This is a genomic window from Variovorax sp. YR750, assembly GCF_900109805.1.
GTDB lineage: Bacteria > Pseudomonadota > Gammaproteobacteria > Burkholderiales > Burkholderiaceae_C > Variovorax > Variovorax gossypii.
The window spans coordinates 240,630-265,612 of record NZ_FOBJ01000009.1 but is presented as its reverse complement, the minus strand read 5'-3'; the positions used below and the strand labels follow the sequence as shown (position 1 = coordinate 265,612).

The following is a 24,983-nucleotide window of genomic DNA, read 5'->3' as shown; positions in this document are numbered from 1 at the left end:
ATTATCGAGTTCCGGGTGACGTGCAAGTCACCCGGAAGGGCCCCGTTTTCTTAGCTGCGCATTAGATGCGCGCAGGGGTCAGCGCTTGGGACGCAGCGTGATAATCAAGCGAGGGGGCACTGTGCCATCGATGTCGCGCGGCAGTTTTTCTGTCTTCTGCAATGCACGCAGCGCAGCTTCGTCCCAGGTCGGCAGGCCGCTCGACTTGGTCAGGGTGGGGGTCCCGACGATGGTGCCATCGGGCGCCAAGCGAACATCAAATTCGGCACCCGGATTCCCGCTGACAAGTTCCGCGTCGGGGTACACGACGTTGGGGCGGACCGCTCCGTTCACCTTCGCGCCGTATCCCCCGGATGGACCGGATGAGCGCAATGCGTTGCCCCTCGAATCGTCGGCACCGCTGGCGCCGGCCATGCCCTGCATACGCTTGAGCGTAGCGGCACGGTCGGCGGCGGCCTGCTTCGCGGCGGCCTCGGCCTTCTTGGCCTCAGCCTGCTTGGCATCGGCTTCCTGCTGCTTCTTCTGCTCGGCCAGCTTCTTCTGCTGTTCCTTCTTGCGCTCGGCCTCGTCCTCGGCGCGCTGCTTGGCTTCGAGCTCTTTCTTCTTCTGCTGTTGCTGCCGCTCGAGCTCGCGCTCCTGCTGTTCCTTCTGCTCCTTGAGCTTCTTCTCGCGCTCGAGGGCGATGTCAGGAGCCTTCGGCGCAGGCGCGGGCTCGGGGGCCTTGGCCACCGGCGGTGGGGCCGGTGCGGGAGCGGGCGGCGGCGGTGCGGGAACCGGGGTAGGGGCCGGCGGTGCCTGCAGGCGGGGAGCCGCCTGCTGCACCGTGGATGACCACAGCTCCGCATCGACGGCGCCTTCGTCGGCGTCGCTGCGCCAGCGCACGCCCCAGGTCAGCGCCGCGATCAGCAGGCCGTGAGCGATGAGCGCCAGTACCAGTGCACGCCCAGTGCCGCGTTGCGGCGGCGGTGCGAACTCGGGGCGATCCAGTGCGAGCGACATGCCTTATTTGCCGCCCGTGGTCGTGACGGACAGGCCCACGCGCTCGATACCGCTGCGCTTGAGCTGGTTCATCGCCTTCACGACGGTCTCGTACTTCACGGCCTTGTCGGCGCTGATGACCACCGGGCGCTGGTCGTCGCCGCCCTGGGCCTGCTTGGCGGCCGAGCCGATCTGGGCCATGGGGATCGAGGTGCCGCCCGTGCCGGTGGACGGGTCCTTCTTGATCTGCACTTCGTCTTCGCTCTTGATGACGATCTCGATGGGCTTGTCGGGCTGCTTGCTGGCGCGGTCGACCGAGGGCAGGTTGATCACGCTCGGCGTGATGAGCGGCGCGGTGACCATGAAGATGATCAGCAGCACCAGCATCACGTCGATGAACGGGACCATGTTGATCTCGTTGATCGTCCGGCGGCCGCGGCCCCGGGATGAAACGGCGGGCATGCGCTGCGCCTCCGTTCAGCGGTTGGCCGGAGCCACCGAGGAGCCCGCGCCGCCGGCGGCCGGGTTGGCCGACAGGTTGCGCTGCAGGATGTTGGAGAACTCCTCGATGTACGTTTCGAGGGCGATGGCGATCTTGTCGATCTCGCGGGCGAAGCGGTTGTAGCCCACGACCGCCGGGATGGCGGCGAAGAGGCCGATGGCGGTAGCCACCAGCGCCTCGGCGATGCCGGGGGCCACGGTGGCCAGAGTCACCTGCGCCAGGGCGGCCAGGCCGGTGAAGGCGTGCATGATGCCCCACACGGTGCCGAAGAGGCCCACGTACGGAGAGACGGAGCCGACGGTGGCGAGGAAGGAAAGGTTCTGCTCGGCCGCATCGAGTTCGCGCTGGAAGCTCGCGCGCATCGCGCGGCGGGCGCCGTCGAGCAGCGTGCCGGCGTCGGTGACGTGGCGCTCGCGCAGCTTCTGGTACTCGCGCATGCCGGAGGCGAAGATGCGCTCCATGGGGCCGGCGAACTTGGCGTTCTGCGCGGCGGAGGCGAACAGCTCGTTGAGGCTGGTGCCCGACCAGAACTCGCGTTCGAAGTCGTCGTTGAGGGCCCGCATGCGCCGCAGCGCGAAGTACTTGCGGATGATCGCGGCCCAGCTTGCGATCGAGACGATCACGAGCAGCAGCACGACCAGTTGCACCACGAAGCTCGCATGGAGCAGGAGATTGATGATGGAAAGGTCTTGGTTCATGGCTTGAAAGGTTGAGTCATGGAGCCGCTGTAGCGCTCGAGGGTTCCCGTCACCTGTTTCGGGATGCGTGCGGGCCGCAGTGTGGCCGCGTCCACCCATCCGATGCGGATCGTGCCTTCGCACAGCAGGACGGGTTCGGAGGCCCCCGTTCGCTCCTGCTCTGTTTTCGATAGCACGCGCTGTCCGATTATCAGTGACGCGGTGCCCAGTTGTTGAAGATCGGCCGTAACGAGCAGTTCGTCGTCCAGTCGCGAGGGTCGATGGTATTTGAGCTGCGTCTCGCTCACCACGAACTGGCCGCCGGTTTCCTCGCGCAGCTTGCGCTGCTCCACGCCCAGGGAGCGCAGCCACTCGGTGCGGCCGCGCTCCATGAACTTCAGGTAGTTGGCGTAGAACACGATGCCGCCGGCGTCGGTGTCTTCCCAGTAGACGCGGATCGGGAACGCGTAGCTCATCGGGCCCGGTTCTCTGCCATCGCCCGCAGGCGTTCGATGGACTCCTGGAGATGCGCCATCGAGCTGGCAGTGGAGAAGCGCACGAACTTCGCGGTCTCGGCGGTGCCGAAGTCGCGACCGGGCGTGACGGCGACGTGGGCGCGCTTCATCGTCTCGAAGGCGAAGTCCCAGCTGCCCGAGATGCCCAGCTTCTCGGCGAAGGACGTGCAGTCGGCCCAGGCGTAGAACGCCCCGTCGGGCACCACGGGCACTTTCAGGCCCAGCGCGTTCAGCTGCGGAATGAACCAGTCGCGGCGCGCCTTGAACTCGGCGCGGCGGCGTTCGTACTCGGCGATGCTCTCGTCCTCGAAGCAGGCCAGCGCGGCGTACTGCGACACCGTGCTCGCGCAGATGAAGAGGTTCTGCGCCAGGCGCTCGACGACCGGCACCAGCACTTCGGGCACCACCAGCCAGCCGAGGCGCCAGCCGGTCATGTTGAAGTACTTGCTGAAGCTGTTGATGCTGATGACGTTCTCGTCGATGGCCAGCGCGGTCTGACCGAAGGTATCGTCGTAGGAGAGGCCGAGGTAGATCTCGTCGATCAGCGTGATGCCGCCGCGCTTGGACACCACCTCGTGGATGCGGCGCAGCTCGTCGGGCGCGATGGAGGTGCCTGTCGGATTCGAGGGCGATGCCAGCAGCACGCCGCGCGTCTTGTCCGTCCAGGCGGCCTCGACCTTGGCGGCCGTGAGCTGGAAGCGTTCCTCGGCCGTGGTCGGCAGCAGCACCGCCTTGCCTTCGGCAGCGCTCACGAAGTGGCGGTTGCACGGATAGCTCGGGTCGGGCATCAGGATCTCGTCGCCCGATTCGATCAGCGCGAGACAGGCCAGCTGCAGTGCGGCCGAGGCGCCGGCGGTGACGACGATGCGGCGGGCCGGCACGTCGACGTTGAAGCGCTGCCGATACCAGGCGCTGATGCGTTCGCGCAGGTGGTCGAGGCCGGTGGCCTGCGTGTACTGCGTGGCGCCGGCTCGCACCGCGCGGGCGGCGGCTTCCTGCACCAAGGGCGGGGCGGTGAAGTCGGGCTCGCCGATGTTAAGGAAGATCATCGGCCGGTCGGTGTGGGCGACCTCGCGGGCCAGCACGCCGGCGGCCTTGGCCACTTCCATCACATAGAAGGGCTCGATGCGCTGTGCGCGCGTGGAAATTCTCATCGCACCCCCAGGCTGCGGCGCTGCGCGCCTTCGCCAACCCCCTCGCAAGCGAGGGGGCGAGCGCCTTCGGGCGGCCGTGCGGCGCTCCTCATGCTCGCGCTTTCCCCGAAGCGCGATCTGCTTCCACTTCGAGCGGACGCAACTGCGGCGCCAGCCCGTTAAGCACCGCGTTCACGTACTTGTGTCCATCGGTGCCGCCGAACTCTTTGGCGAGTTCGATGCACTCGTTGAGCACCACGCGCCAGGGCACGTCGGGGCAGTTCTGGAATTCGTACACGCCGATCCACATCACGGCGTGCTCGATGGGCGAGATCTCCTCGAACTTGCGGTCGAGCAGCGGGCGGATCAGCGCGTCGAGCTGTTCAGCGCCTTCGATGGAGCCGTGCAGCAGCGCGTCGTAGTGCAGCGCGTCGGCCTTGTGGAAGCCCGCGAGGTCGCGCGTGAAGTGGTCGATGTCGGTCGGATCGTTGCGGCCCACCAGGTGCTGGTAGAGCGCCTGCAGCGCGAATTCGCGCGCACGGGTGCGGTTCGACTTGGCCGCAGCCTTGCGCACGCCGGTGCTGGTGAGGCCCACGCGCGACTGCTTGGGCTTTTCGCCGGCGGCCTTCAGGGCCTTGAGGGACTTGGAGCGGTCTTCGGTCATGAAAGGGTGGCCAGCAGTTGCGCCATCTCGACAGCCACGCGGGCAGCGTCGCGGCCCTTGTCGGTCTGGCGGGCGACGGCCTGTTCGAGGTTTTCGGTGGTGAGGATCGCGTTGGCGATGGGCAGGCGGTAGTCGAGCGCAACGCGGCTCACGCTCGCGCCCGATTCGTTGGCCACGAGTTCGAAGTGGTAGGTTTCGCCGCGGATGATGCAGCCCAGCGCCACGAGCGCGTGGTAGCCGCCGCGCTCGGCGAGCGCCTGCAGCGCCACGGGCACTTCGAGCGCGCCCGGCACCTGCAGGTGGTGGATGTCGCTGGCGGCCACGCCCAGCGCCTCGAGCTCCGAGAGACAGGCCGAGGCCAGCGCGTCGGTGATGTCGGCGTTGAAGCGCGCCTGCACGATGCCGATGCGCAGGCCCTTTCCGTTGAGCGGCGTCTCGCCCTTGTTTGAACCTTGCATGGTCGTTCAGTCTTTCGTGAGATAGCCGGCGATTTCCAGGCCGTAGCCCGCCGCCATGCTCGGCATGCGACGCGGCGTGCCGAGCAGATTCATCTTGTGCACACCGCATTCGCGCAGGATCTGCGCGCCGATGCCGTAGCTGCGAAGGTCCATGCGGCCGCGCTCGGGTGCCTGCGCGGGGCGCGCGGTGCCGTCGAACTGCGCGAGCAACTCTCCGGCGGTTTCACCACAGTTCAGCAGCACGGCCACGCCCTTGCCCTCGTTCGCGATGTGCGAGAGGCTGGCGTCCAGGCTCCAGGAGTGCAGCGAGCGGTTGATTTCGAGCGCGTCGAGCACCGACAGCGGCTCGTGCACGCGCACCGACACGGTCTCTTCGGGCGTCCACTTGCCGCGCACCAGCGCGAGGTGCACGCCGTGGCTGGGCTTGTCGAGGAAGGCGTGGGCGGTGAAGGTGCCCCAGGCGGTCTGGATCTCGCGGCAGCCGACCTTCTCGACCAGCGATTCGACACGGCTGCGGTGCTCGATGAGGGCGGCGATGGTGCCGATCTTGATGCCGTGCTCGGCCGCGAAGATCTGCAGGTCGGGCAGGCGGGCCATGGTGCCGTCTTCGTTCATCACCTCGCAGATCACCGAGGCGGGCGAGCAGCCGGCCATGGCGGCGAGGTCGCAGCCGGCTTCGGTATGGCCGGCGCGCATCAGCACGCCGCCGTCCACCGCCTGCAGCGGGAAGATGTGGCCGGGCTGGACCAGGTCGGCGGCCACGGCGTTGGGCGCCACGGCGGCCTGCACGGTGCGCGCGCGGTCGGCGGCCGAAATGCCGGTGGTCACGCCCTCGGCCGCCTCGATGGAGACGGTGAAGGCGGTCGAATGCTTGGCGCCGTTGCGCTGGACCATCGGCGGCAGCTGCAGCCGCTCGCACATCTCGCGCGAGAGCGTGAGGCAGATCAGGCCGCGTGCGTGGCGGGCCATGAAGTTGATGGCCTCGGGCGTGATGTGGTCGGCCGCGATGACGATGTCGCCTTCGTTCTCGCGGTCTTCCTCGTCGACGAGGATCACCATGCGGCCGGCGGCGAGCTCGGCCACGATCTCTTCGACCGAGGAGATCGGGGCTGGAGCGCGCGCGGCGCGGGAAGCGGCGCCGATCGGCGTGACGGAGGCGTTCATTTGGAGATGTCCTTGGATGGAGTCGGTGTGAGCACGCCCGCCTGAAGCATGCGCTCCACGTAGCGCGCCACGGTGTCGATTTCGAGATTGACCTTCGAGCCGGCCTTCAGGCTGCCCAGGGATGTGTTCTCGACGGTGTGCGGGATCAGGTTGATGCTGATCTCGGCGCCGTCGGCGATGTCCTTGACGCTGTTGACCGTGAGGCTCACGCCGTTGATGGTGATCGAGCCCTTGTAGGCGAGGAAGCGGGCCAGGGCGACGGGTGCGACCACGCGCAACTCCCAGCTTTCGCCGACCGGCTCGAACCGGCTGACGCTGCCGATGCCGTCCACGTGGCCCGAAACGATGTGGCCGCCGAGGCGGTCGCTCGCGCGCAAGGCCTTCTCGAGGTTGATGCGGCTGCCTTCGTCGGTCAGGCCGGCGGTCTTGTCGAGCGATTCGGCCGAAATGTCGATGGTGAACTGCTGGCGCTCGGGAGCGAGCGTGGTGACGGTCATGCACGCGCCGTTGAGCGCGATGCTGTCGCCGAGACCGACGTCGTCGAGGTAGCCGGCGGGCACCTCGATGCTGAGTCTCTTGCCATGGGAGGAGGTGGTGCCGAGGTCGTGGATGGCGGCGATGCGCCCCACGCCGGTGATGATTCCGGTGAACATCCGCGCATTTTCGCAGAGAACGAAGGGGCTTCGCGGCGGGCGGGCTAGAAGGCGTCCCTTCCGGCCACCCTGGCCACGATCCGCAGGTCGGGGCCGACCTCCCCGAGGCTGCGGAATTCCAGAGGCAATGCGCCCACCAATTCGGTCAATGGCCCGCCGGCGTGGATGCCGGAGGCGATGTCCAGCCCGTCGCCGATCAATTTCGGCGCCAGATAAACCAGCAGCTCGTCGACAAGGCCTTCGCGAAGCAGGGAGCCATTGAGCTTGTGCCCGGACTCGACGTGCAATTCGTTGACTTCGCGGCGGGCGAGATCCTTCAGCATCGCCGCCAGGTCGACCTTGCCCTGCGCATTGGGCAGGCAGGTGACGGTGGCGCCTCGCGCCTCGAGGGCGGCGGCTTTTTGTTCATTCTGTACCGCGGCGTAGATCCAGACCTCGCGGCCCGGCATGAAGAGCTTCGCGCCCGGAGGCGTCTGAAGCTGGCTGTCGACCACCACCAAGCGCGGCTGTCGCGTGGTCTGCACAAGGCGCACGTCGAGCCTGGGATCGTCTTCGATCACCGTGCCCACGCCGGTCAGCACCGCGCTGGCGCGGGCCCGCCAGGCGTGGCCGTCGGCGCGTGCCGGCTCGGACGTGATCCACTGGCTCACGCCGTTGCGCAGGCCGGTCTTGCCGTCGAGCGAGGCCGCGACCTTGAGCCGCACCCACGGCGTCTTGCGGACCATGCGGCTGAAGAAACCGAGGTTGAGTTCCCGCGCTTCATCGGCGCCCGGCCCGACCTCGACTTCGACGCCGGCGGCGCGCAGCCGCCCGAAACCCTGACCCGCGACCAGCGGATTGGGGTCGGCCATCGCCGCCACGACCTTGCCCACGCCGGCCGCGACCAGCGCATCGCAGCACGGGCCGGTGCGGCCATGGTGCGAGCAGGGCTCCAGCGTGACCCAGGCAGTTGCACCGGCAACCGAATTGCCCCGTGCCGCCGCGTCGCGCAGCGCCATGACCTCCGCGTGCGGGCCGCCGACCTGCTGAGTGTGGCCCTGGCCGATCACCGTGCCGTCGGGAGCGACCAGCACGCAGCCGACGCGTGGATTCGGATCGGTTTCCGGGCCGGCCTGGCGCGCGAGATTCAGCGCCTGAATCATGAAATTCGGATTTTCTTTTGTCATTCTTTTGTTAAATCAAATTCGCTGCAAATGTGAATTCGGAATCGATCGAAAACAACTCGCCTTCGATCTATTTGTTTTGACCGTTTGTCGTGCGAATTCAATTTGGCGGGAAATTGCATAAATAGAATTCGCGGCCATTTCAATCAGGGAGAAACGCCAGTCCGGCACGTGGTGCAAGGCGACAGGCGGCACGACATGGAAAACAAGGGATTCTGCGCGCCTGAGCGGGGCTTCACGCTCGTCGAGATGATGGTCGTCATAGTACTGATGACCGTGCTGTTGGCGATGGCGCTGCCCAGCTTCACCGGCCTCGTCGAACGGTATCGGGTCGAGGGCATGGCCAACGCGCTGGTCGCGAGCGTGAGCCAGGCGCGAGCCGAGGCGGCCCGGCGCGGGACGACCGTGACCATCCAGCAGCGCGCGGAGTGCCGGGGCCGGGACTGGAGCTGCGGCTGGGACACGCTGGTTGCAAGCGGAAGCACCAGCGAAACCCTCAAGCGGCAGGACCCCGACGGTCGGGTCGCGATCGAGAAGAACACGGGCGGCGCCATGTCGTTCGACGCGATGGGCTATTCGACAGGCGCGACCAGCTTCGGCTTTCGCCCGTCGGACAGCGACAGCTCGCCCAATGCCGTCGCGGTGTGCCTGTCGCTCGGCGGGCGCGTCAAGCTGGTGAAGGGGGGCGGATCGTGCTGATGCCGGGCGCTTCCACCCGCCGGCCGGGCGGCGCGCAGGCGGGCTTCTCGATGATCGAGGCCCTGGTGGCGCTTCTCGTGCTCTCGCTAGGACTGCTGGCACTGGCCGGCTTCCAGATCCGCGTGCTGACCGACAGCGTCGGCGCGAGCAACCAGAACATCGCCATGCAACTGGCCGGCGACATGGCCGACCGCATCAGGGCCAATCCCGTAGCCGGTGCCTCAACGGCCAGCCCCTACGTGGCCGACTGGTCGCCTGCGGATGAGGACGAGCCGAAGCCCTCGTGCGTGAGCGCCGGTGCCAGCTGCAATGCCGCCGAGCTTGCGGCGCACGACCTGTGGAGCTGGAAGCACGCGGTGGCGGCTGCGCTGCCCGGCGGTCTGGCCGACGTGCAGGGCAGGGCGGCAGCCGGCGGCATGCTGTTCATGCACATTGCCTGGGACGAACCGGCGGTGCTCAATCCGATCGCCCCCGCCCCCGGTTGGCAGTGCCCCACGGGCAAGGCCTGTCTCGAAGTCTCCGTCGCGGTGCCGCAGCCATGAGCCGCAAGTCGATCGCGCCCGCGTCGCGGCAGGCGGGCTTCACGCTGGTCGAGTTCCTGGTCGCGTTGATCATCGGCATGCTCGTCGTGCTGGCCGCCATCGCGACCATGCTCGGCACGCGCAGTACCGCCATGACGGGCGACGACGTCAATGCGCTCAACCAGTCGTCGGCCCTGGCGTTCAGACTGCTGGGGCAGCAGATCCGGCAGGCCGGATACATCCCCATCGATGCCACCGAGCCGCTGTACTACTTCAGCGTCAGCCCCGGCAAGGGCACCAATCTCACGGGCGAGCCGGCCTTCTTCGCGATCCGGGGCGTGGAGTCTCCCGGCGGTGCGGAGAACGACAGGCTCAAGCTCGGCTACGCGCCGAACCCCGACTACTTCAAGGACTGCCTGGGGCAGGAGCCCGGGCGTGCATCGGGCGGCGGGTACGACGCAGCCGACCCTGCCGCGTCGGGCAATGCGAGGCTGATCACCAGCGAGTTCTCGGTGGACAACAAGGGCGTGCTCAGGTGCCGCGGCAGCGGCAATGCGACGCCGCAGCCGGTCATCGACGGCGTCGAGCGTTTCGACGTGATGTATGGCGTCAATGCGAAGGCCGGGAGCCAGCAGGTGGTGCGCTACGTGACGGCCGACGACGTCGCGGACTTCAACAGCGTTCGCACGGTGCGCATCTGTCTTCAGCTCGTCGGTACCTCGAAGAGCAACCCCGGCGGCAGCCATACCGACTGCAACGGGGAGTCGCGCACAGGCAGCGACGGCAGGCTGCGGCGCGTCTACACGGCGGTGTTCTCGCTGCGCAACGACCTGGGGGCGCTATGAGATCGAGATCGCTCCGCGGTCCTGCTGGCGAGCGCCCGGTGCAGCACGGCTTTTCGCTCTTCATCGTGATGATCATGCTGCTGCTCGCGGCGCTGCTGGTGATCGGCGGCGCGCGAACGGCCCAGTTGCTCGAATCGGTGGCGGGCAATCAGCGCGAATACCAGCGCGCCTTCGAGGCGGCCGAAGCCGCACTGCTGGATGCGGAGCGCGACATCCGGCAGCTGGCCTTCGATTCCGCGAGCAAGACCTATGTGGCGTGCGCGGCGCTTGCCGCATCGCGCTGCCGCAAGGCTGAAGACGGCCGCGTCTTCCCCGACCGCGACACCGGCTGGGTGACCGCCTACATGAACGACGGGGCCGACAGCTGTGCGCGAGGCATCTGCTACTTCTCCGCGCTCGATTCGGTGGCGGCCGCCTCCGGCAGCGAGGCCTACCGGTTCTGGACCCGCGATGCGTACAGGGACGGGCACGCGTCCTATGGGCAGTTCACCGGAGCCCCCGATGCAGGCAGCCCGGCGCTGATCGGTGCCAGGTACTGGATCGAGGTGATCGACCGAAGGAACAGCAAATACCCGCTCTACCGGATCACCGCGGTCGCGACCGGCGCGCGCTCGCCGAGCCTGACGGGCGGCACGCGGGTCGAACTGCAGGCGTCCTTCGACCCGGACCCGGTCAGAGGGGTGAATTGAGCATGGCGGGAGGGATACATATGAGCATCACCGGAATTTCGAAGAGGACCGCCGTGTGCGGACTTGTTTTGGCACAGTCCATCGGCTGCGCCGCGCCGTATCCACTGGCGCAGGTGCCGCGCAACACCGCGGTCAAGGAGCCGGCGCCCAACGTGATCGTGTCGGTCGACAACTCGGGCAGCATGGATTTTTCATCGCGTGCATCCGATGGAAATAGCTCGGTCGCCGGAATCCCCTCTCGAATGGAAGCGCTGAAGGCCGCCTTGAGAGAGAACTTCGCGGAGGCCAACATTCCCAACGACCGGATCCGCCTTGCCTGGCAGGCGATGAACGTCGACAGCCGCAACAGCAACGACAACAACTGTGTCGGCTTCTTCGGGGACACCTCGCCAGGCCGCTACCGGGCGGGCAAATGCCGTATCGGAGGCGGCAGCAATGCGAACCTGATGCGTTCGCTGGACGGCGCGCATCGCGCCAATTTCATGGCCTGGGTCGATTTGCTGGTTCCTTACGGCGGAACGCCCCTGCACGCCATGATGACCCGCGCCGGCGAATACATGAAGACCACCGGCAGGTACAGCCCGTATTCGGACGATCCGGGAGTGGAGGGGGCCGCGACGTCGGGTTGCCGCAGGTCCTTCCACATATTCATGACGGATGGCGACTACAACCTCTTCGGATTCAACCAGGATCCCAATGAACTCAACATGCCGGCCATCGGCAACGAGGACGGGACGCGCCGCGTCCTGCCCGACTCCGTGGCCTATGTGCCGCGCGCGCCCTACAAGGACAACGTTGGCGCCGTCCACGATGTTGCCAACTGGAGCAAGGATGCGTGGTGGGGCAACTGGACGCCCAAGACCGAATACCGCCCAACCCTGGCCGACATGGCCTTCCATTACTGGGCCAGCGACCTGCAGCCGGGTATTCCGAACAATATTCGGAAGATCGTTGCCGAGGTCGGCACCGTGGCGGTCGGTTCGGAGGCAGTCCCCGAGTACTGGAATCCGAAGAACGATCCGGCCGGCTGGCAGCACCTGACGACCTACACCATCGGATTCGGCGCTGCCTCTTCGTGGGCGGGCGTTCCCGTAATTTCGTCGGGGGCTGCACAGCCCACCTACAGCGGCGACTATGCGCGGTTGGTCGACGGCACGGTCGCATGGGCGGACCCGTTGGCGAGCACGCTGGGGATGCAAGCCTGGAATACTTTCAACGGTGGCAGCGGGTACTACCAGGAGAAATCTTCCAACGCCGCCGCCGTGCGCATGGACCTGTGGCACGCCGCGCTCAACAGCCGCGGCACCTTCACGCCGGCCTCGAACGCCCGGGCGCTCGACAGCGCCTTCAAATCGATCCTCGGACAGATCATGACCGACACGCGCCTTCCGCTGACCTCCATCGCCGCCAGCGGCTCCAGGGTGTCGACAGGCACGACCGTCTACCAGGCCGGCTACGACTCCGCAGACTGGTCGGGCACGCTCACCGCCACGAGGTTCGGCGCCGACGGCAGGCTGGCATCCTCGTCCGTCTGGTCTGCGCGCGATCTGCTCGACGCGCGCATGGCGACGCCGGGAGCGCACGGCAGCGATCGCAAGGTGCTCAGCTTTTCGGGCACGACCGCGGCAACGGCCACCCGTGCCGCGACCAGCGGCTCCGGCGTGCCGTTCCGATGGAGCCGCTTGAGCAACGCGCAAAAGGATGCGCTCAAGGGCAGCACCGACACCGACACGGCAAGCACGGCGCTGGGTCAGGGCGTGCTCGACTTCGTTCGCGGCGACCGCAGCAACGAGGGCACCGGCCTGGGATTGCGCAAGCGCGCTCACGTGCTCGGCGACATCGTGGGCTCCGGCGTCTGGTACGCCGGAAAGCCCAGGAGCGGCTTCACCAACGACGCCTACGCCAGGTTCGCAGCGAGCGTTGCCCGTGCGCCGATGGTCTACGTCGGCGCCAACGACGGCATGCTGCACGCCTTCAACGCGTCGACCGGCAGGGAAGAGTTCGCCTATGTGCCCGAAGGCCTCTTCGGCACGGCCGAAGCGCCGGGGCTCAAGCGGCTCAGCGAGGGCGCCTACTCGCACAGGTACTACGTCGACGGCAGCGCCTTCGTGGCGGACATCTACATGGGCAGCAGCGGGGCGACAACCGCCGCCAGGGTCACGGACGCCGAGAAGGCGGCGCAGTGGAGGTCCCTGCTCGTGGGCACGCTGGGAGCGGGCGGCAAGGGCTACTTCGTGCTCGATGTCACCAGGCCCGAAAACATCGAGGAGAGCCAGGCGGCCAGGGTGGCGCTGATCGACACGACCGCGCTTGTCGACGAGGACCTTGGCCATCAGTTCCAGCAACCCGCGCTCGATTCCTTCTCCGGGCGAGCGCTGCAGGTGGCGCCGCTGAACAACGAGCGCAAGGCCGTGATCCTGGGCAACGGCTACAACAGCAAGAGCGAGAAGGCCGTGCTGTGGATCCAGTATCTCGACGGCGACAAGGCGATCCTGAAGATTCCTGCGCCCGCCATGCAGAGGGTCGGTACCGGCAATGGCCTGTCCGCGCCGCGCCCGGTGGATCGTGACGGCGACGGCAAGGTCGATCTCGTCTACGCCGGAGACCTGCTCGGCAACCTCTGGAAATTCGACCTGAGCAACTCCGACAGCCGCAAGTGGAAAGCCACCATGGGCCCGGTCGCCCCGAAACGTTCGACCGCTGCCGCATCCAGCCTCGACAACAAGCCGCTGTTCGCGGCCGGAGCCGCGCAGCCGATCACGGCGGCGCCGGTGGTCGTCGGGCATCCGCGTGGCGGCTACATGGTGGTTTTCGGCACCGGGCGGCTGTTCGCCTCCAGCGACGAAGGCTCGACCGCCGACCAGTACCTGTACGGCATCTGGGACCCGGCCAACGGAAACACCGGCACCGCGACGTTGACCGACCTCGTGGCGCAGACCATCGGCGCCACTCCTGTCGAGGAAGCCGATGTCGCATTGCGCACCGTCTCCCGCAGAGGCGTGAGCTACACCGGCTCCGACGCCAGGCGCGGCTGGCACCTGAAGCTGCCGACGGCAGGGGAGCGCATCGTCTATCCCGGTGACGTGCTGGGTAGTGGTGTCGGGCTGTTCTCGACCACCATTCCCGGCTCGAGCAGCAATTCGATCGATTGCACTGCCGGCACGGGCGACGACGGCTGGTCGCTGGTGGTCGACTTCTTCAGCGGCTCGGCCCCCGAGGGCATCGCCTACACCAGCTCCGGAGCGGTGGGGGCCTATCTGGGTTTCCGGAATCGCTCGGGCAGGGACGACATCGTCTTCGAGCCGCAGGACCGCGAAAAAGGCAAGGACGTGATCTGCAATGCCGCCGGCGACTGCAAGACGCCGAAGCGGCCGGACATCGTGCGCCGCTTCGGCTGGCGCAGCCTGATCTCGACGAACTGAAGGCCGAACCATGAAAAAGCACCCAAGGCCACAGGCTGGCAAGCGGACGTACTCGCGCGGCTTCACCCTGATCGAACTCATGGTCGTGGTGGTCGTGATCGGCATCCTCGCCGCCATCGCCTATCCGAGCTACACGCGTTATGTGCTGCGGGCCAAGCGGGCCGACGCGAAGCAGCAACTACTGCAGGCTGCGCAATGGACCGAGCGCTACCTGACTGCCAATGGCGGATATCCGCCCGCCAGCGTCGCGCTGCCGGCGGGGCTGAGCCGGTCGCCGTCGTCAGGCTCGGCCAGCTATGTCATCAGCTACGGCACGAGGACCGCGACCGCCTACACCCTGCGAGCCGTGCCGCAAGGAGCGTCGAGCGGCGATGAATGCGGAACGCTCACGGTGAACCAGCAGGGCGTCAAGCTGGCGGCCGGCCACGTCAGCGCCTCGGATGCGCTGGTGCAGCTCTGCTGGAACCGCTGAACGCGGGCAGGAAGATGAAGGGTGAGGGGGAGGGCGCGGCTCAGATGTCGCGCAGCAGCTGCCTGAACTCGTCCACGTCCTCGAAGCTGCGGTAGACCGAGGCGAAGCGCACGTAGGCGACCTTGTCGAGCTTCTTGAGTTCGCGCATGACGAGTTCGCCGACCTTCGTCGAGTCGATTTCGCGCAGGCCGCTGGCCAGCAGCTTCTGCTCGATGCGCAGCAGGGCGTTGTCGATCTGCTCGATGCTCACGGGGCGCTTGCGCAGCGCCAGCATCATGGAGGCACGCACCTTGGTCGAGTCGAAGTCGGCGCGGCTGCCATCCTTCTTCACGACCACGGGAAAGTTGACGTCGGGCCGCTCGTAGGTGGTGAAGCGCTTGTCGCAGGCGCTGCACTGGCGGCGCCTGCGGACGAAGTCGGCGTCTTCCGAAACGCGGGTCTCGACGACCTGCGTTTCAAGATGGCCGCAAAAGGGGCATTTCATGCGGCCACGTCTTCTTCTACTGTCTGGAAAGAATCAGCGGTAGACAGGGAAGCGGCTCGTCAGGGCGTGAACCTTGGCGCGCACGGCTTCGATGTTCGCCGCGTCGCGCGGGTTCTCGAGCACGTCGGCAACCAGGTTCGCGGTGATGCGGGCCTCTTCGTCCTTGAAGCCGCGGGTGGTCATGGCGGGGGTGCCGATACGCACGCCGCTGGTGACCATCGGCTTTTCCGGGTCGTTGGGGATCGCGTTCTTGTTGATCGTCATGTGGGCGCTGCCCAGCACGGCTTCGGCTTCCTTGCCGGTGATGCCCTTGGCGCGCAGGTCGACCAGCATCACGTGGCTTTCGGTACGTCCGCTCACGATGCGCAGGCCGCGCTGCGTGAGGGTCTCCGCCACGATCTGGGCGTTCTTGACCACCTGCTGCTGGTAGGTCTTGAACTCGGGCGACATCGCTTCCTTGAAGGCGACGGCCTTGGCGGCGATCACGTGCATCAGCGGGCCGCCTTGCAGGCCCGGGAAGATCGCGCTGTTGATGGCCTTCTCGTGCTGCGACTTCATCAGGATGATGCCGCCGCGCGGGCCGCGCAGGCTCTTGTGGGTGGTGGAGGTGACCACGTCGGCATGCGGCACAGGGTTGGGGTACACGCCCGCGGCCACGAGGCCGGCGTAGTGTGCGATGTCGACCATGAAGATCGCGCCGACGTCCTTGGCCACCTTGGCGAAGCGCTCGAAATCGATGCGCAGCGAGTAGGCCGATGCGCCCGCGATGATCAGCTTGGGCATGTGCTCATGCGCCTTGCGCTCCATCGCGTCGTAGTCGATCTCTTCCTTCTCGTTCAGGCCGTAGCTCACGACGTTGAACCACTTGCCGCTCATGTTCAGCGGCATGCCGTGGGTCAGGTGGCCGCCTTCGGCAAGGCTCATGCCCATGATGGTGTCGCCGGGCTTCAGGAAGGCAAGCATCACGGCCTCGTTGGCCGAGGCGCCGCAGTGCGGCTGCACGTTGGCGGCGTCGGCGCCGAAGATCTGCTTGATGCGGTCGATGGCCAGCTGCTCGGCCACGTCGACGTGCTCGCAGCCGCCGTAGTAGCGCTTGCCCGGATAGCCTTCGGCGTACTTGTTGGTGAGCTGCGAGCCCTGGGCTGCCATGACGGCCGGCGAGGCGTAGTTCTCGCTGGCGATCAGCTCGATGTGGTGTTCCTGGCGCGCGTTTTCGGCTTGAATCGCAGCCCAGATTTCGGGATCGGTCTGTTCGACCAGGATATTGCGTTGGTACATGGCAGTCCTTTGAAGACGAGGTCCTTGTTCTTCAACCAAACAAGGGCTGCCCAGGCGAACGGCTGAACGCCTGTTGTGGCCAGGCGGCACGCTTCCCAGTGGTATTCCACGTCAGCGCGTGGCACCTTGTTCGGGTGCTGCGCCTATCGCCAGTCGCGTACCGGCCGAGTGTAGCTCAGGAGCCCACACCCAGACCGCAATGTTCCTTCTTCAGGAAACGGAAGAAAGCAGGGCCACCTTGGCCGGCTCGGAGCCTTCCTCGCGCTTGGCCGGAGGCACCGCCACGGGGATGGGCTGCGGGCGCACGGTCGGCGGCGTGACCGTCGACGGCGCGCGGCCGTTGGCCACCTGCAGCAGGCGCTCGTGCTCGGCCATCACCTTGGCGGCATAGCCGCCGTCGTCCTCGAGGTTGGCCGCGCCCACGTAGTAGCGCAGGCCGCCTTCGAGGGAGCCGGCGCGCGCGATGCATTCCTGCAGCACCTTCACGCCGACGCGCATGTTGGTCACGGGGTCGAACGCGGTGAGCGTGCCGCCCGCGCTCTCGTACTTGTCGCCGTGCACGCGGGTCATGACCTGCATCAGGCCCTGCGCGCCGACCTGGCTCTGGGCGAAGGGGTTGAAGCTGGATTCGACGGCCATGATCGCGAGGATCAGCGTCGGGTCGATCTTGGTGCGCTTGCCGATGCCATAGGCCTCGGCCACCAGCACGCTCAGCGGCTCGGCGGCCACGCGGTACTTCTTGCTCAGCCAGTAGGCCACGGCGGCCTGCTGCTTGGGCAGGTCGGCGGGGCTCGCAGCCGTGGTGCGCTCGATGGCAGTCGGCTCGAGGTCGGTGGCTTCGGGCGCGGGCTTGCGCGACTGCAGCCAGCCCATCAGCTCCTCTTCGCCGGTCTTGCGCAGGTCGGGCCGCGCCACCAGGGCGAGGGCCGCGAACACGATGGCCAGACCGACCAGTGCGAACCCGTTGTGGGTTATTTCAAAAAAGCCGTCTGCCACGTCGGACACGAAAGTCCGTAGCCCGCGGGCCGTGACATCAAACGCCTTGTTCATCGCTCTTCCTTTCTGTGCGGCACCCGAGTCGCAACGCCATGGAAGGCGAGGGATGAAGGCGGCGGCGCTTGGATTGGTACGAATCAGGCTCCGCGCATGGAGTGAAGGGTTGGTTGGGAGCGCGGCGGCCTGATCAAGCCGGGGGAATTCGGCAGCGGATTCAGGTGGCCCCTCTGCGTCGGGCAGTCAGGGCAGCGCGGATTCTAGCGTGGCTAAATACCCGGTCAAGCATAAGTATTTGTTTTCTTATGCTAATAGATGTTTAAAAAATTGGCTCCCGTAGAGGCGTTTAGGCTTACGGGAAATCCCTTTGTAAAACACGTTTGCAATCGGAGGGAGCGACGCCTAATCTGGACGGGCCTGGCTTTTCAGGCGTTCTTCCGAGGCCCGGGAAACCCGAGGTGCAAGTCCGAGGGTTCAGCGGTCGAGGAGTCACGGTGGCAATCTCTTGCTGCCAGCACGGCGGGAACCATTGACTTCCGGTCGCGCGAATCGATGGCATGGGTTTTGTGCCCGCCATCAAGCCCGGTGACAAGACATTCCGTCGACTCACCGGGCTTTCTTCATCTGGGAGATCCGATGAAGGCCTTTCTCCGGTAATTCTTCCGGGACGGGGCCTGCGTCCTTTCTGCGTACGTAGCGTTGGCGCATGTTTGCGGCACACTCCAGCGATGGACGTAGCTACGATCAAACAGAACAAATGGGTGCGGCGTGGGATCGTCGCGTTGCTGGCGCTACTTGCTTTCTGGGTCATCGCCTGGCTGGCCGTTCCGCCGATCGCCAAGAGCCAGCTCCAGAAGATCGCGAGCGAAAAGCTCGGCCGGCAGGTAACAGTCGGCAAGATCGACTTCAAACCCTGGACCCTCGAACTCGCGCTGAACGACCTGCGCATCGCCACCGCCGACGGCAGCAAGCCGCAGGTGGCCATCAATCGCATCTATGCCGACGCGGAGCTGCAATCGATCTTCCGCCTTGCGCCGGTGATCGACGCCGTCACCATCGACGGCCCGGCCATCCTGCTCACGCACCTGGCGGACGGCAAGTACGACATCGACGACATCCTGGCCAAGCTCTCGGCCGGCCCGCCGCCCGACCCGAACGCCAAGCCTGCGCGCTTTGCCATCTACAACATCGCGATCAATGGCGGCTCCGTCGACTTCGACGACCAGACCGTCAAGCGCAAGCACGAGCTGCGCGACTTCGTGCTCAAGGTGCCTTTCCTGAGCAACCTGGATTCCAAGCGCGACATCAATACGGAGCCCAAGCTCGCCTTCGCGCTCAACGGCAGCAAGTTCGATTCGGCCGCCTTCACAACGCCTTTCGCCGACAACCGCAAGACCGACGCCCATGTGCAGTTCAAGGGGCTCGACCTCGCGCCTTACCTCGGCTACATCCCCGGCGGCCTGCCGGTGAAGCTGCAGGCGGGCAGCCTCGATGCCGACCTGAAGATCGGCTTCGAGCAGGGCGCGACCACCGGCCTGAAGATCACCGGCACGGTCGAGGCCCACACCACCAAGGTCGCCGACGCGCGCGGCCGCGACCTGCTGGCCTTCGAGTCGCTCAAGCTGGCGCTGGCCGACGTGCGGCCGCTGGAGTCGGTGTTCCACCTGAGCGAGGTGGCCCTGGCCAATCCGCAGCTCGCCGTGGCCCGCGACGCGGCCGGCAAGCTCAACCTGCTCGCGACCGACCCGGCTACCGGAGCAGCCGAGAAGGTCGCCTCGCCACCAATCGCGGCAGCGAGCGCGCCGGCGGCAGGCAAGCCCGCGCCGAAGCCGGCGCTGAAGGTGCAGGTGGACAAGGTGGCACTGAACGGCGGGCGCATCGGCTGGCGCGACGAAACCGTCAACCCCGCGGCGGCGGTCGACCTGACCGACCTAGGCATCAATGTCGCGGGCGTCACCTGGCCGATGGAGAAGCCGGCCGAATTCAGCGGCAGTACCGCCATTGCCGGCGCCTCGCTCAAGTTCAAGGGCAACGCCACCGACAAGGTGGCCGACGTGCAGACCGAGGTCGACGCGCTGCCGCTGTCGCTGGCTGCCCCCTACCTGGCGCAGAGCCTGGAGCCCACGCTCGACGGCAAGCTCAGCGGCCAGATCGACATCGCCTGGGCCCAGCCCGACCTGAAGTTCAAGGCCCGCCGCCTGTCCGCCGACGGGCTGGCGCTGACCCAGGGCAAGACTGCCCTGGCCAGCGTCGGGCGTTTCGAGCTGGTCGACGCCGAGGCCGACATGACGAAGCACACGCTGAACGTGGCCTCGTTCACCGCGACCAACCCCAAGGTGCGCGTGGAGCGCGACAGCGAGAAGCGCTGGATGTTCGAGCGCTGGCTCAAGACGCCGGCCGGCGGCGGCACGAAGGAAGCCGAGGCCAAGGTCGCCGCGCCCAAGCCCGCGGCCGCCGAAACGCCGCAGCCGGGCGCCAACACCAAGCCCTGGGCGCTGACCATCGGCACGCTGGCGGTCGACAACGGCGCGCTTTCCTATTCGGACAAGGCCAGCGCGACACCGGTGACGGTCGAAGTCACGGCCTTCAAGCTGCATGCCCAGAAGCTCGCGCCCGAAACCAGCACGACCTCGCCGCTGGAGGTTTCGGGCCGTATCGGCTCCGGACGCTCTGAACCGGGCCGCTTCGACTACAAGGGCAACATCGTGCTCAAGCCGCTCGCGGCCGAGGGCAGGGTGGAGGTGGTGTCGTTCCCCGCGCATACCTTCAAGGCCTACTACGCCGATGCGCTCAACGTCGACATCCGCCGCGCCTTCGCGAGCTATCGCGGCACGGTGCGCTACGCGACCTCGCCTGCGGGCATGAGCGTCAAGCTGTCCGGCGACACGGCGCTCGACGACTTCCGCGCCAACAGCGTCTCGCTGACCCAGTCGCCCGGCTTCGACCGCAACAACAACCAGCTGCTGAGCTGGAAGACCCTGAGCCTGCGCGGCCTGCAGGTCAGCATGGCGCCCAACGCGCCCCCGAACGTGGACGTGCGCGAAACCACGCTCACCGACTTCTTCGCCCGCGTGATCGTCGACCCCACCGGCCGCCTCAACCTGCTGAGCCTGACCAAGAAGGGCGAGGCCGAAGCGACCGCAGCCGCCGCGGCTGCCGGCGAGGCCAGCACCCGCAAGGGGCCGGGCGGAACGACCACCACGACGACTGCCCGGGCGACGGCACAGCGGCCCGCCGGCCGCGCGGTGTCGGCGGAAGAAATGGTCGGCGGAGCGCCCGAGCCCGCCAAGCCGGCGGCCACCGTCGCGGCGGCACCCGCACCAGCGGCGACCGACGCAGGGCCAGCGCCGGTCATCAACTTCGGCCCGATGAGCCTGGTCAACGGCAAGATCGACTTCACCGACCTGTTCGTCAAGCCCAACTACTCGGCCGACCTGAGCGAGCTGACCGGCAAGCTCAGTTCCTTCTCGTCGAACCCGCCCAAGGGCGAGAGCGGCCGGCCCGCGCTGGCCGACCTCGAGCTGCGCGGCAAGGCCCAGCAGACCGCGGCGCTGGAAATCACCGGCAAGCTCAATCCGCTGGCCAAGCCGCTCGAACTCGACATCACGGCCAAGATGCGCGACCTCGATCTGGCGCCGTTGTCGCCGTACTCGGTGCGCTACGCCGGCCATGGCATCGAGCGCGGCAAGATGAGCATGGACGTCAACTACAAGGTCGCGCCCGATGGCCAGCTGACGGCAACCAACAAGCTGGTGCTCAACCAGCTGCAGTTCGGCGACGAGGTGGCCGGCTCCACCAACAGCCTGCCCGTGAAGCTGGCCGTGGCGCTGCTGGCCGACCGCAACGGCGTGATCGATGTCGACCTGCCGCTCAGCGGCTCGCTCAACGATCCGCAGTTCAGCGTCGGCCCGCTGATCTGGAAGGCCGTGGTCAATCTGGTCGTGAAGGCCGTGACCGCGCCGTTCAGCCTGCTCACGGGCGGCCTGGGCGGCGGCAGCGGCGAATCGAGCGCCATCACCTTCGAGCCCGGCGGTTCCGAACTCAGTGCTTCCGCCAAGGAAAGCCTCGACAAGGTCGCCAAGGCGCTGACCGACCGGCCCACGCTGCAGATGACCGTGGTCGGCACCTCCAGCCTCGAGAAGGAGCGCGACGCCTACCAGCGCCAGCGCGTGCGCCAGCTCGCCTACGCCGAGAAGCGCCGCGTTGCGGTGCGCGGCGGCCAGACCGGCACCGACGTGCCGCCCGTCACCGACGCCGAATACCCCGAACTGCTGACCGCCGTTTACAAGCGCGCTGACATCACCAAGCCGCGCAACATGGTCGGCCTGGCCAAAGACCTGCCGCTGCAGGACATGGAAAAGCTGCTGTTCGCCAGCGTGCCGGTCGACGAGGAGTCGATGCGCCAGCTCGCCGTCGAGCGTGGAGCGGCCGTGCGCGACTACCTGCTCTCGAAGAAGCTGCCGAGCGAGCGGCTCTTCCTGGGCGCGGTGCGTACCAGCGCCAGCGGCAGCGACTGGAAGCCGGGCGCCGAGCTCAGCCTGACCATGAAGTAACCCGATACCGAACGGGCGGGAGCGATCGGGCCCGCCGACTTGGTTTTTTCCTCCGGCTTGCTATATATGTAGTCCGTCGGCTCCACCACCCACGACCCCGCGCGCGTCTCCGTTTCGGTACGGATTTCTGCGGGCGACCGCAAGTGGGTGAAAATGTCGATGTGCGCCGGCCTTTGCCGGCGCCTTCGCTTTCTCTACCAAGACAACGATTTCGCGCAGTGACCTCTACTTCTTCCAAGCCACACGACATTCAGGCCCTCGACACGCTCACCGGCGGCGCCTTCACCGCGCCGACTTCCGGCGAGCGCGCCGCGCGCATCCGCGACTGGCTCGCGGGCAACCCGGCGCCCGAGCAGATGCAGGAAGTCTTCAAGGAACTGAGCGGTCGTGACAAGGGCGCCGCGCGCCTGCTGCGCGAAAAGCTCGACGAACTCAAGCGCGCCAAGGGCCAGGAGGCGATTGCCGCCGAATGGGCACAGAAGGCGGAAGCCCTCGTCGCCCAGTCCAAGCTCAACATCGCCGACGCGCTCGCCTGGCAGCGCGACGCCGCCAAGGCTGGCGCTCCGCTGTCGCGCGAGCCGCTGGCCGGCCTGAAGCTCAAGCTGTCCGAGCGCGTCAAGGGCATCGAAGACCTGCAGCATCGCGCGCAGGTACACCGCGAGGCTGCCGTGCTGCTGGCGCAGCGCTTCGAAGTGCTGTCCACCAAGGGCTGGCAGGATGCCCAGGTCGCCGAGGAATCGCTGCGCGCCGACGTGACGCACTGGCAGCAGCAGGCGGCCGAGATCGTCGCCGATACCAACTGGAGCAGCCTCGACGCCAAGTTCGCGCCGCAGCTCGAATCCTCCAAGTCGCAGCTGCTGGTGGTGTCCGACGCCTTCCACAGCGCGCTGGCGCAGGCTGTTGCAGCCGCTGCCGATGCCGCGGCACCGCTGCCGCCCGTGCCCGTGTGGGCCGACGAACTGCGCGCCGCGCGTGGCGAGGTCGTGGCGCCCAAGCCCGCTGCTCCCGCCCGTCCGGCTGCCCCCAAGGTCGACCCGGCCGTGCGTGCCGCCGCCCAGGACGCCGTTCAGGCCGCGCTGACCAAGCTCGAGCAGGAAACCGCCGAAGGCCACGGCAAGGCCAGCGCCGGCGCGGCCGCCGCGCTGCGCGCCGTGCTCAAGGAGCATGGCAAGCTGGTCGAGGCACCGCTCGAAGCCCGCGTGCATGCCGCGCTGGTGGCTGCCGGCGAACTCGAAGGCTGGCAGCGCTGGAGCGCCGACAAGGTTCGCGAAGACCTCGTCGCCAAGGCCGAGGGGCTGCTCAAGCGTCCCGAAGGCCAGGCCCTCGGCGGCCGCAAGATGCAGGAAACGCTGCGCTCCCTGCGCGACCAGTGGAAGCAGGCCGACCAGGGCGGCGTGCCCAACCATGCGCTCTGGAAGCGCTTCGACGAAGCCTGCAACGAAGCCCACAAGGTGGTCGAGGCCTGGCTCGAGAAGGTCCGCGCCGATGCGGCCGAGCACCGCGCCCTGCGCGTCGCGCTGATCGAGGAGGTCAAGGGCTGGGCTGCCGAGCATGCCGGCGCTACCGACCTGAAGGCGCACAACCGCGCGCTGCACCAGTTCGCCGACCGCTGGCGCGACGCCGGCCACGTGGGCGAGAAGGTGTTCGCCGAACTGCAGCCGCTGTGGAACGAAGCCTTCGGTGCCGCCCGTGCGCCGTTCGAGACGGCGCAGAAGGCCAGCGTCGAACGCCGCCAGGCCATGATCGCCGAGGCGACCGAGCTCGGCGCGCAGTCGGTGCTGCGCATCGACGCCGTCAAGGCGCTGCAGCAGCGTTGGCAGGCTGAGGCGCAGAGCGTGCCGCTCGATCGCCGCCATGAACAGAAGCTGTGGGACGCCTTCCGCGCGCCCATCGACGAAGCCTTCAACCGCAAGACCGCCGAGCGCGAGAAGGCGTCGGCCGCGATGAACGCGCACGACCGCCACGTGCTCGAGGCATCCAAGGCGCTCGACGCGGCCAACGCCGGCGGCGATGCGCAGAAGATCCGCGCGGCCATTGCCGGCCTCGAAGCCGCGCTGCGTGGCGAGGTGCCGCCGCCCGCACCGAAGGCCGACGGCCCGTCGGTCGGCGCGACCGAGGTCGTGGCGCCGGGGCAGGCAGCCGCCGAATTCAGTGAAAGCGCCGAACAGGCGCCCAGCCCGAGCGACGCGGAAGCATCGCCCGGCACGCACGCCGATCCGGTCGCGGCGCCCGCCGCTTCGACGGACCTCGTGGCGCCCGCAGACGGTGCCGACGCTTCGGCACGCACCGATGGCGCGGCGCACGACGCCGGCGAAGCTGCCGCAGCCGTCGAAGCACCGGCCGCGGCGCCGAAGGCCGCGCCCAAGCCCGTCGTGGCGATGCGCGGCGACGACCGTCCGAGCAGCAAGAAGGCCGAGCCGGCACCTGCCGCGCGCGGCGGGGCCGGCGGCCGCTTCGGCGACCGCCGCGATGGCGGCCGTCCCGGTGCCGGTGGCCCGGGTCGTCCTGGCGGCGATCGCGGTGATCGTGGAGCCCCTCGTGGTGGCGACCGTGGCGCGCCCGGCGGCCGTTTCGGCGATCGTCCTCCGCGCGAAGACCGCGGCCCGCGCCTGGGCGACGCAGCCTTCCGTGCACAGCGCGAAGCTCTCGAGCGTGCCGACATGGCGCTGCGCAAGCTCGCGGCGCAGGCCCATGGCGAAGCGCTGACCCAGGTGCTGGGCGCCTGGGAGCAGCGCGACGCCAGCCGTCTGCCGAGCATCCAGGAACTGGGTCGCGCGGTTACGCCGGCCGTGCGCAGCGGCTGGTCGCAAGCCATCGGCTCCGCGCCTACGGCTGCGGCGAACGATGCTGCCGAAGCGCTGCTGCGCCTCGAAATGGCTGCCGAGGTGCCGACGCCCGCCGAGCAACTCGACGCGCGTCGTGCACTGCAGCTCAAGCTGCTGACGAAGCGCGGCGACCCGGCGCCTGCCCAGACCTGGGGCCAGGACGCCGGCAAGGTGCTGGCCGCGGCCCACGATGCCGCCAGCGCGCGACGTCTGCAGAACGCGCTGAAGGCGCTGCTGCGGAAGTAAGGGAAGAAGGCAGCCTTCGGCCATGAAAAAGGCGCCCCGCGGGGCGCCT

General features: G+C 67.7%; 21 protein-coding genes and 1 riboswitch. Of the genes, 8 read left to right on the top strand and 13 right to left on the bottom strand.

The features are described 5' to 3' along the window. Positions 1-78: 78 nt before the first annotated feature. The 10 genes from BMY35_RS20140 to ribD form a co-directional block, all read right to left on the bottom strand. Entirely contained in the window at positions 79-999 is a 921-nt protein-coding gene (locus BMY35_RS20140) for a cell envelope integrity protein TolA (RefSeq protein ID WP_093202811.1), read from the bottom strand. 3 nt (positions 1,000-1,002) lie between these two features. Then, a complete protein-coding gene (locus BMY35_RS20135) occupies positions 1,003-1,440 on the bottom strand; it encodes an ExbD/TolR family protein (protein WP_093202808.1) in 438 nt (145 codons plus the stop codon). 15 nt (positions 1,441-1,455) lie between these two features. Further along, on the bottom strand, positions 1,456-2,178 hold the full coding sequence (tolQ, locus tag BMY35_RS20130) for a protein TolQ (protein ID WP_093202806.1): 723 nt from the start codon (positions 2,176-2,178) through the stop codon (positions 1,456-1,458). Further along, positions 2,175-2,633, bottom strand: coding sequence for a tol-pal system-associated acyl-CoA thioesterase (gene ybgC, locus BMY35_RS20125; RefSeq protein WP_093202803.1), 459 nt, complete (start codon positions 2,631-2,633; stop codon positions 2,175-2,177). Before ybgC ends, tolQ begins: the two co-directional genes overlap by 4 nt. Next, entirely contained in the window at positions 2,630-3,826 is a 1,197-nt protein-coding gene (locus BMY35_RS20120) for a pyridoxal phosphate-dependent aminotransferase (RefSeq protein ID WP_093202801.1), read from the bottom strand. The genes ybgC and BMY35_RS20120 overlap by 4 nt, the downstream gene beginning before the upstream one ends. A gap of 88 nt (positions 3,827-3,914) precedes the next feature. Continuing rightward, positions 3,915-4,469, bottom strand: coding sequence for a transcription antitermination factor NusB (gene nusB / locus BMY35_RS20115; protein ID WP_093202799.1), 555 nt, complete (start codon positions 4,467-4,469; stop codon positions 3,915-3,917). Beyond that, positions 4,466-4,927: a 6,7-dimethyl-8-ribityllumazine synthase gene (gene ribH / locus BMY35_RS20110; protein WP_093202797.1), complete on the bottom strand. Its 462-nt coding sequence runs from the start codon at positions 4,925-4,927 to the stop codon at positions 4,466-4,468. Before ribH ends, nusB begins: the two co-directional genes overlap by 4 nt. A gap of 6 nt (positions 4,928-4,933) precedes the next feature. Beyond that, positions 4,934-6,091 carry a bifunctional 3,4-dihydroxy-2-butanone-4-phosphate synthase/GTP cyclohydrolase II gene (ribBA, locus tag BMY35_RS20105; protein WP_093202794.1) on the bottom strand — a complete coding sequence of 386 codons (1,158 nt, stop codon included), beginning with the start codon at positions 6,089-6,091 and terminating at the stop codon, positions 4,934-4,936. Beyond that, positions 6,088-6,744, bottom strand: coding sequence for a riboflavin synthase (locus BMY35_RS20100; protein WP_093202792.1), 657 nt, complete (start codon positions 6,742-6,744; stop codon positions 6,088-6,090). Before BMY35_RS20100 ends, ribBA begins: the two co-directional genes overlap by 4 nt. A 44-nt stretch (positions 6,745-6,788) precedes the next feature. After that, entirely contained in the window at positions 6,789-7,910 is a 1,122-nt protein-coding gene (gene ribD, locus BMY35_RS20095; protein ID WP_093202789.1) for a bifunctional diaminohydroxyphosphoribosylaminopyrimidine deaminase/5-amino-6-(5-phosphoribosylamino)uracil reductase RibD, read from the bottom strand. Between the two features lie 195 nt (positions 7,911-8,105). Between ribD and BMY35_RS20090 the strand changes: the two genes are divergently transcribed. From BMY35_RS20090 to BMY35_RS20065, 6 genes are read left to right on the top strand one after another with little or no spacing between them, the layout of a single operon-like run. Beyond that, positions 8,106-8,606 (top strand): GspH/FimT family pseudopilin, encoded by a 501-nt coding sequence (locus BMY35_RS20090; protein WP_093202787.1) that lies wholly within the window; start codon positions 8,106-8,108, stop codon positions 8,604-8,606. Continuing rightward, positions 8,606-9,148, top strand: coding sequence for a type IV pilus modification protein PilV (pilV, locus tag BMY35_RS20085; RefSeq protein ID WP_093202947.1), 543 nt, complete (start codon positions 8,606-8,608; stop codon positions 9,146-9,148). The genes BMY35_RS20090 and pilV overlap by 1 nt, the downstream gene beginning before the upstream one ends. After that, positions 9,145-9,972: a PilW family protein gene (locus tag BMY35_RS20080; protein ID WP_093202784.1), complete on the top strand. Its 828-nt coding sequence runs from the start codon at positions 9,145-9,147 to the stop codon at positions 9,970-9,972. The genes pilV and BMY35_RS20080 overlap by 4 nt, the downstream gene beginning before the upstream one ends. Positions 9,973-10,010: 38 nt before the next feature. Continuing rightward, entirely contained in the window at positions 10,011-10,661 is a 651-nt protein-coding gene (locus tag BMY35_RS20075; RefSeq protein WP_256228931.1) for a pilus assembly PilX family protein, read from the top strand. Between the two features lie 53 nt (positions 10,662-10,714). Then, a complete protein-coding gene (locus BMY35_RS20070; RefSeq protein WP_256228930.1) occupies positions 10,715-14,083 on the top strand; it encodes a pilus assembly protein in 3,369 nt (1,122 codons plus the stop codon). 10 nt (positions 14,084-14,093) lie between these two features. After that, on the top strand, positions 14,094-14,555 hold the full coding sequence (locus BMY35_RS20065) for a type IV pilin protein (RefSeq protein ID WP_093202777.1): 462 nt from the start codon (positions 14,094-14,096) through the stop codon (positions 14,553-14,555). Positions 14,556-14,595: 40 nt separating this feature from the next. On the opposite strand, the gene nrdR is transcribed toward BMY35_RS20065, so the two are convergent. The 3 genes from nrdR to BMY35_RS20050 form a co-directional block, all read right to left on the bottom strand. Continuing rightward, a complete protein-coding gene (gene nrdR / locus BMY35_RS20060; RefSeq protein ID WP_007836918.1) occupies positions 14,596-15,039 on the bottom strand; it encodes a transcriptional regulator NrdR in 444 nt (147 codons plus the stop codon). 33 nt (positions 15,040-15,072) lie between these two features. Further along, positions 15,073-16,317: a serine hydroxymethyltransferase gene (gene glyA, locus BMY35_RS20055; RefSeq protein ID WP_093202774.1), complete on the bottom strand. Its 1,245-nt coding sequence runs from the start codon at positions 16,315-16,317 to the stop codon at positions 15,073-15,075. Between the two features lie 41 nt (positions 16,318-16,358). Then, a riboswitch (ZMP/ZTP riboswitch) is annotated at positions 16,359-16,484 on the bottom strand. Positions 16,485-16,527: 43 nt separating this feature from the next. Then, positions 16,528-17,367: a lytic transglycosylase domain-containing protein gene (locus BMY35_RS20050; RefSeq protein WP_093202772.1), complete on the bottom strand. Its 840-nt coding sequence runs from the start codon at positions 17,365-17,367 to the stop codon at positions 16,528-16,530. A gap of 671 nt (positions 17,368-18,038) precedes the next feature. On the opposite strand from BMY35_RS20050, the gene BMY35_RS20045 reads away from it, so the two are divergent. Continuing rightward, positions 18,039-21,863: a DUF748 domain-containing protein gene (locus tag BMY35_RS20045; protein WP_093202769.1), complete on the top strand. Its 3,825-nt coding sequence runs from the start codon at positions 18,039-18,041 to the stop codon at positions 21,861-21,863. 218 nt (positions 21,864-22,081) lie between these two features. Next, positions 22,082-24,934 carry a DUF349 domain-containing protein gene (locus BMY35_RS20040; protein WP_093202766.1) on the top strand — a complete coding sequence of 951 codons (2,853 nt, stop codon included), beginning with the start codon at positions 22,082-22,084 and terminating at the stop codon, positions 24,932-24,934. The last annotated feature ends 49 nt before the right edge of the window (positions 24,935-24,983 follow it).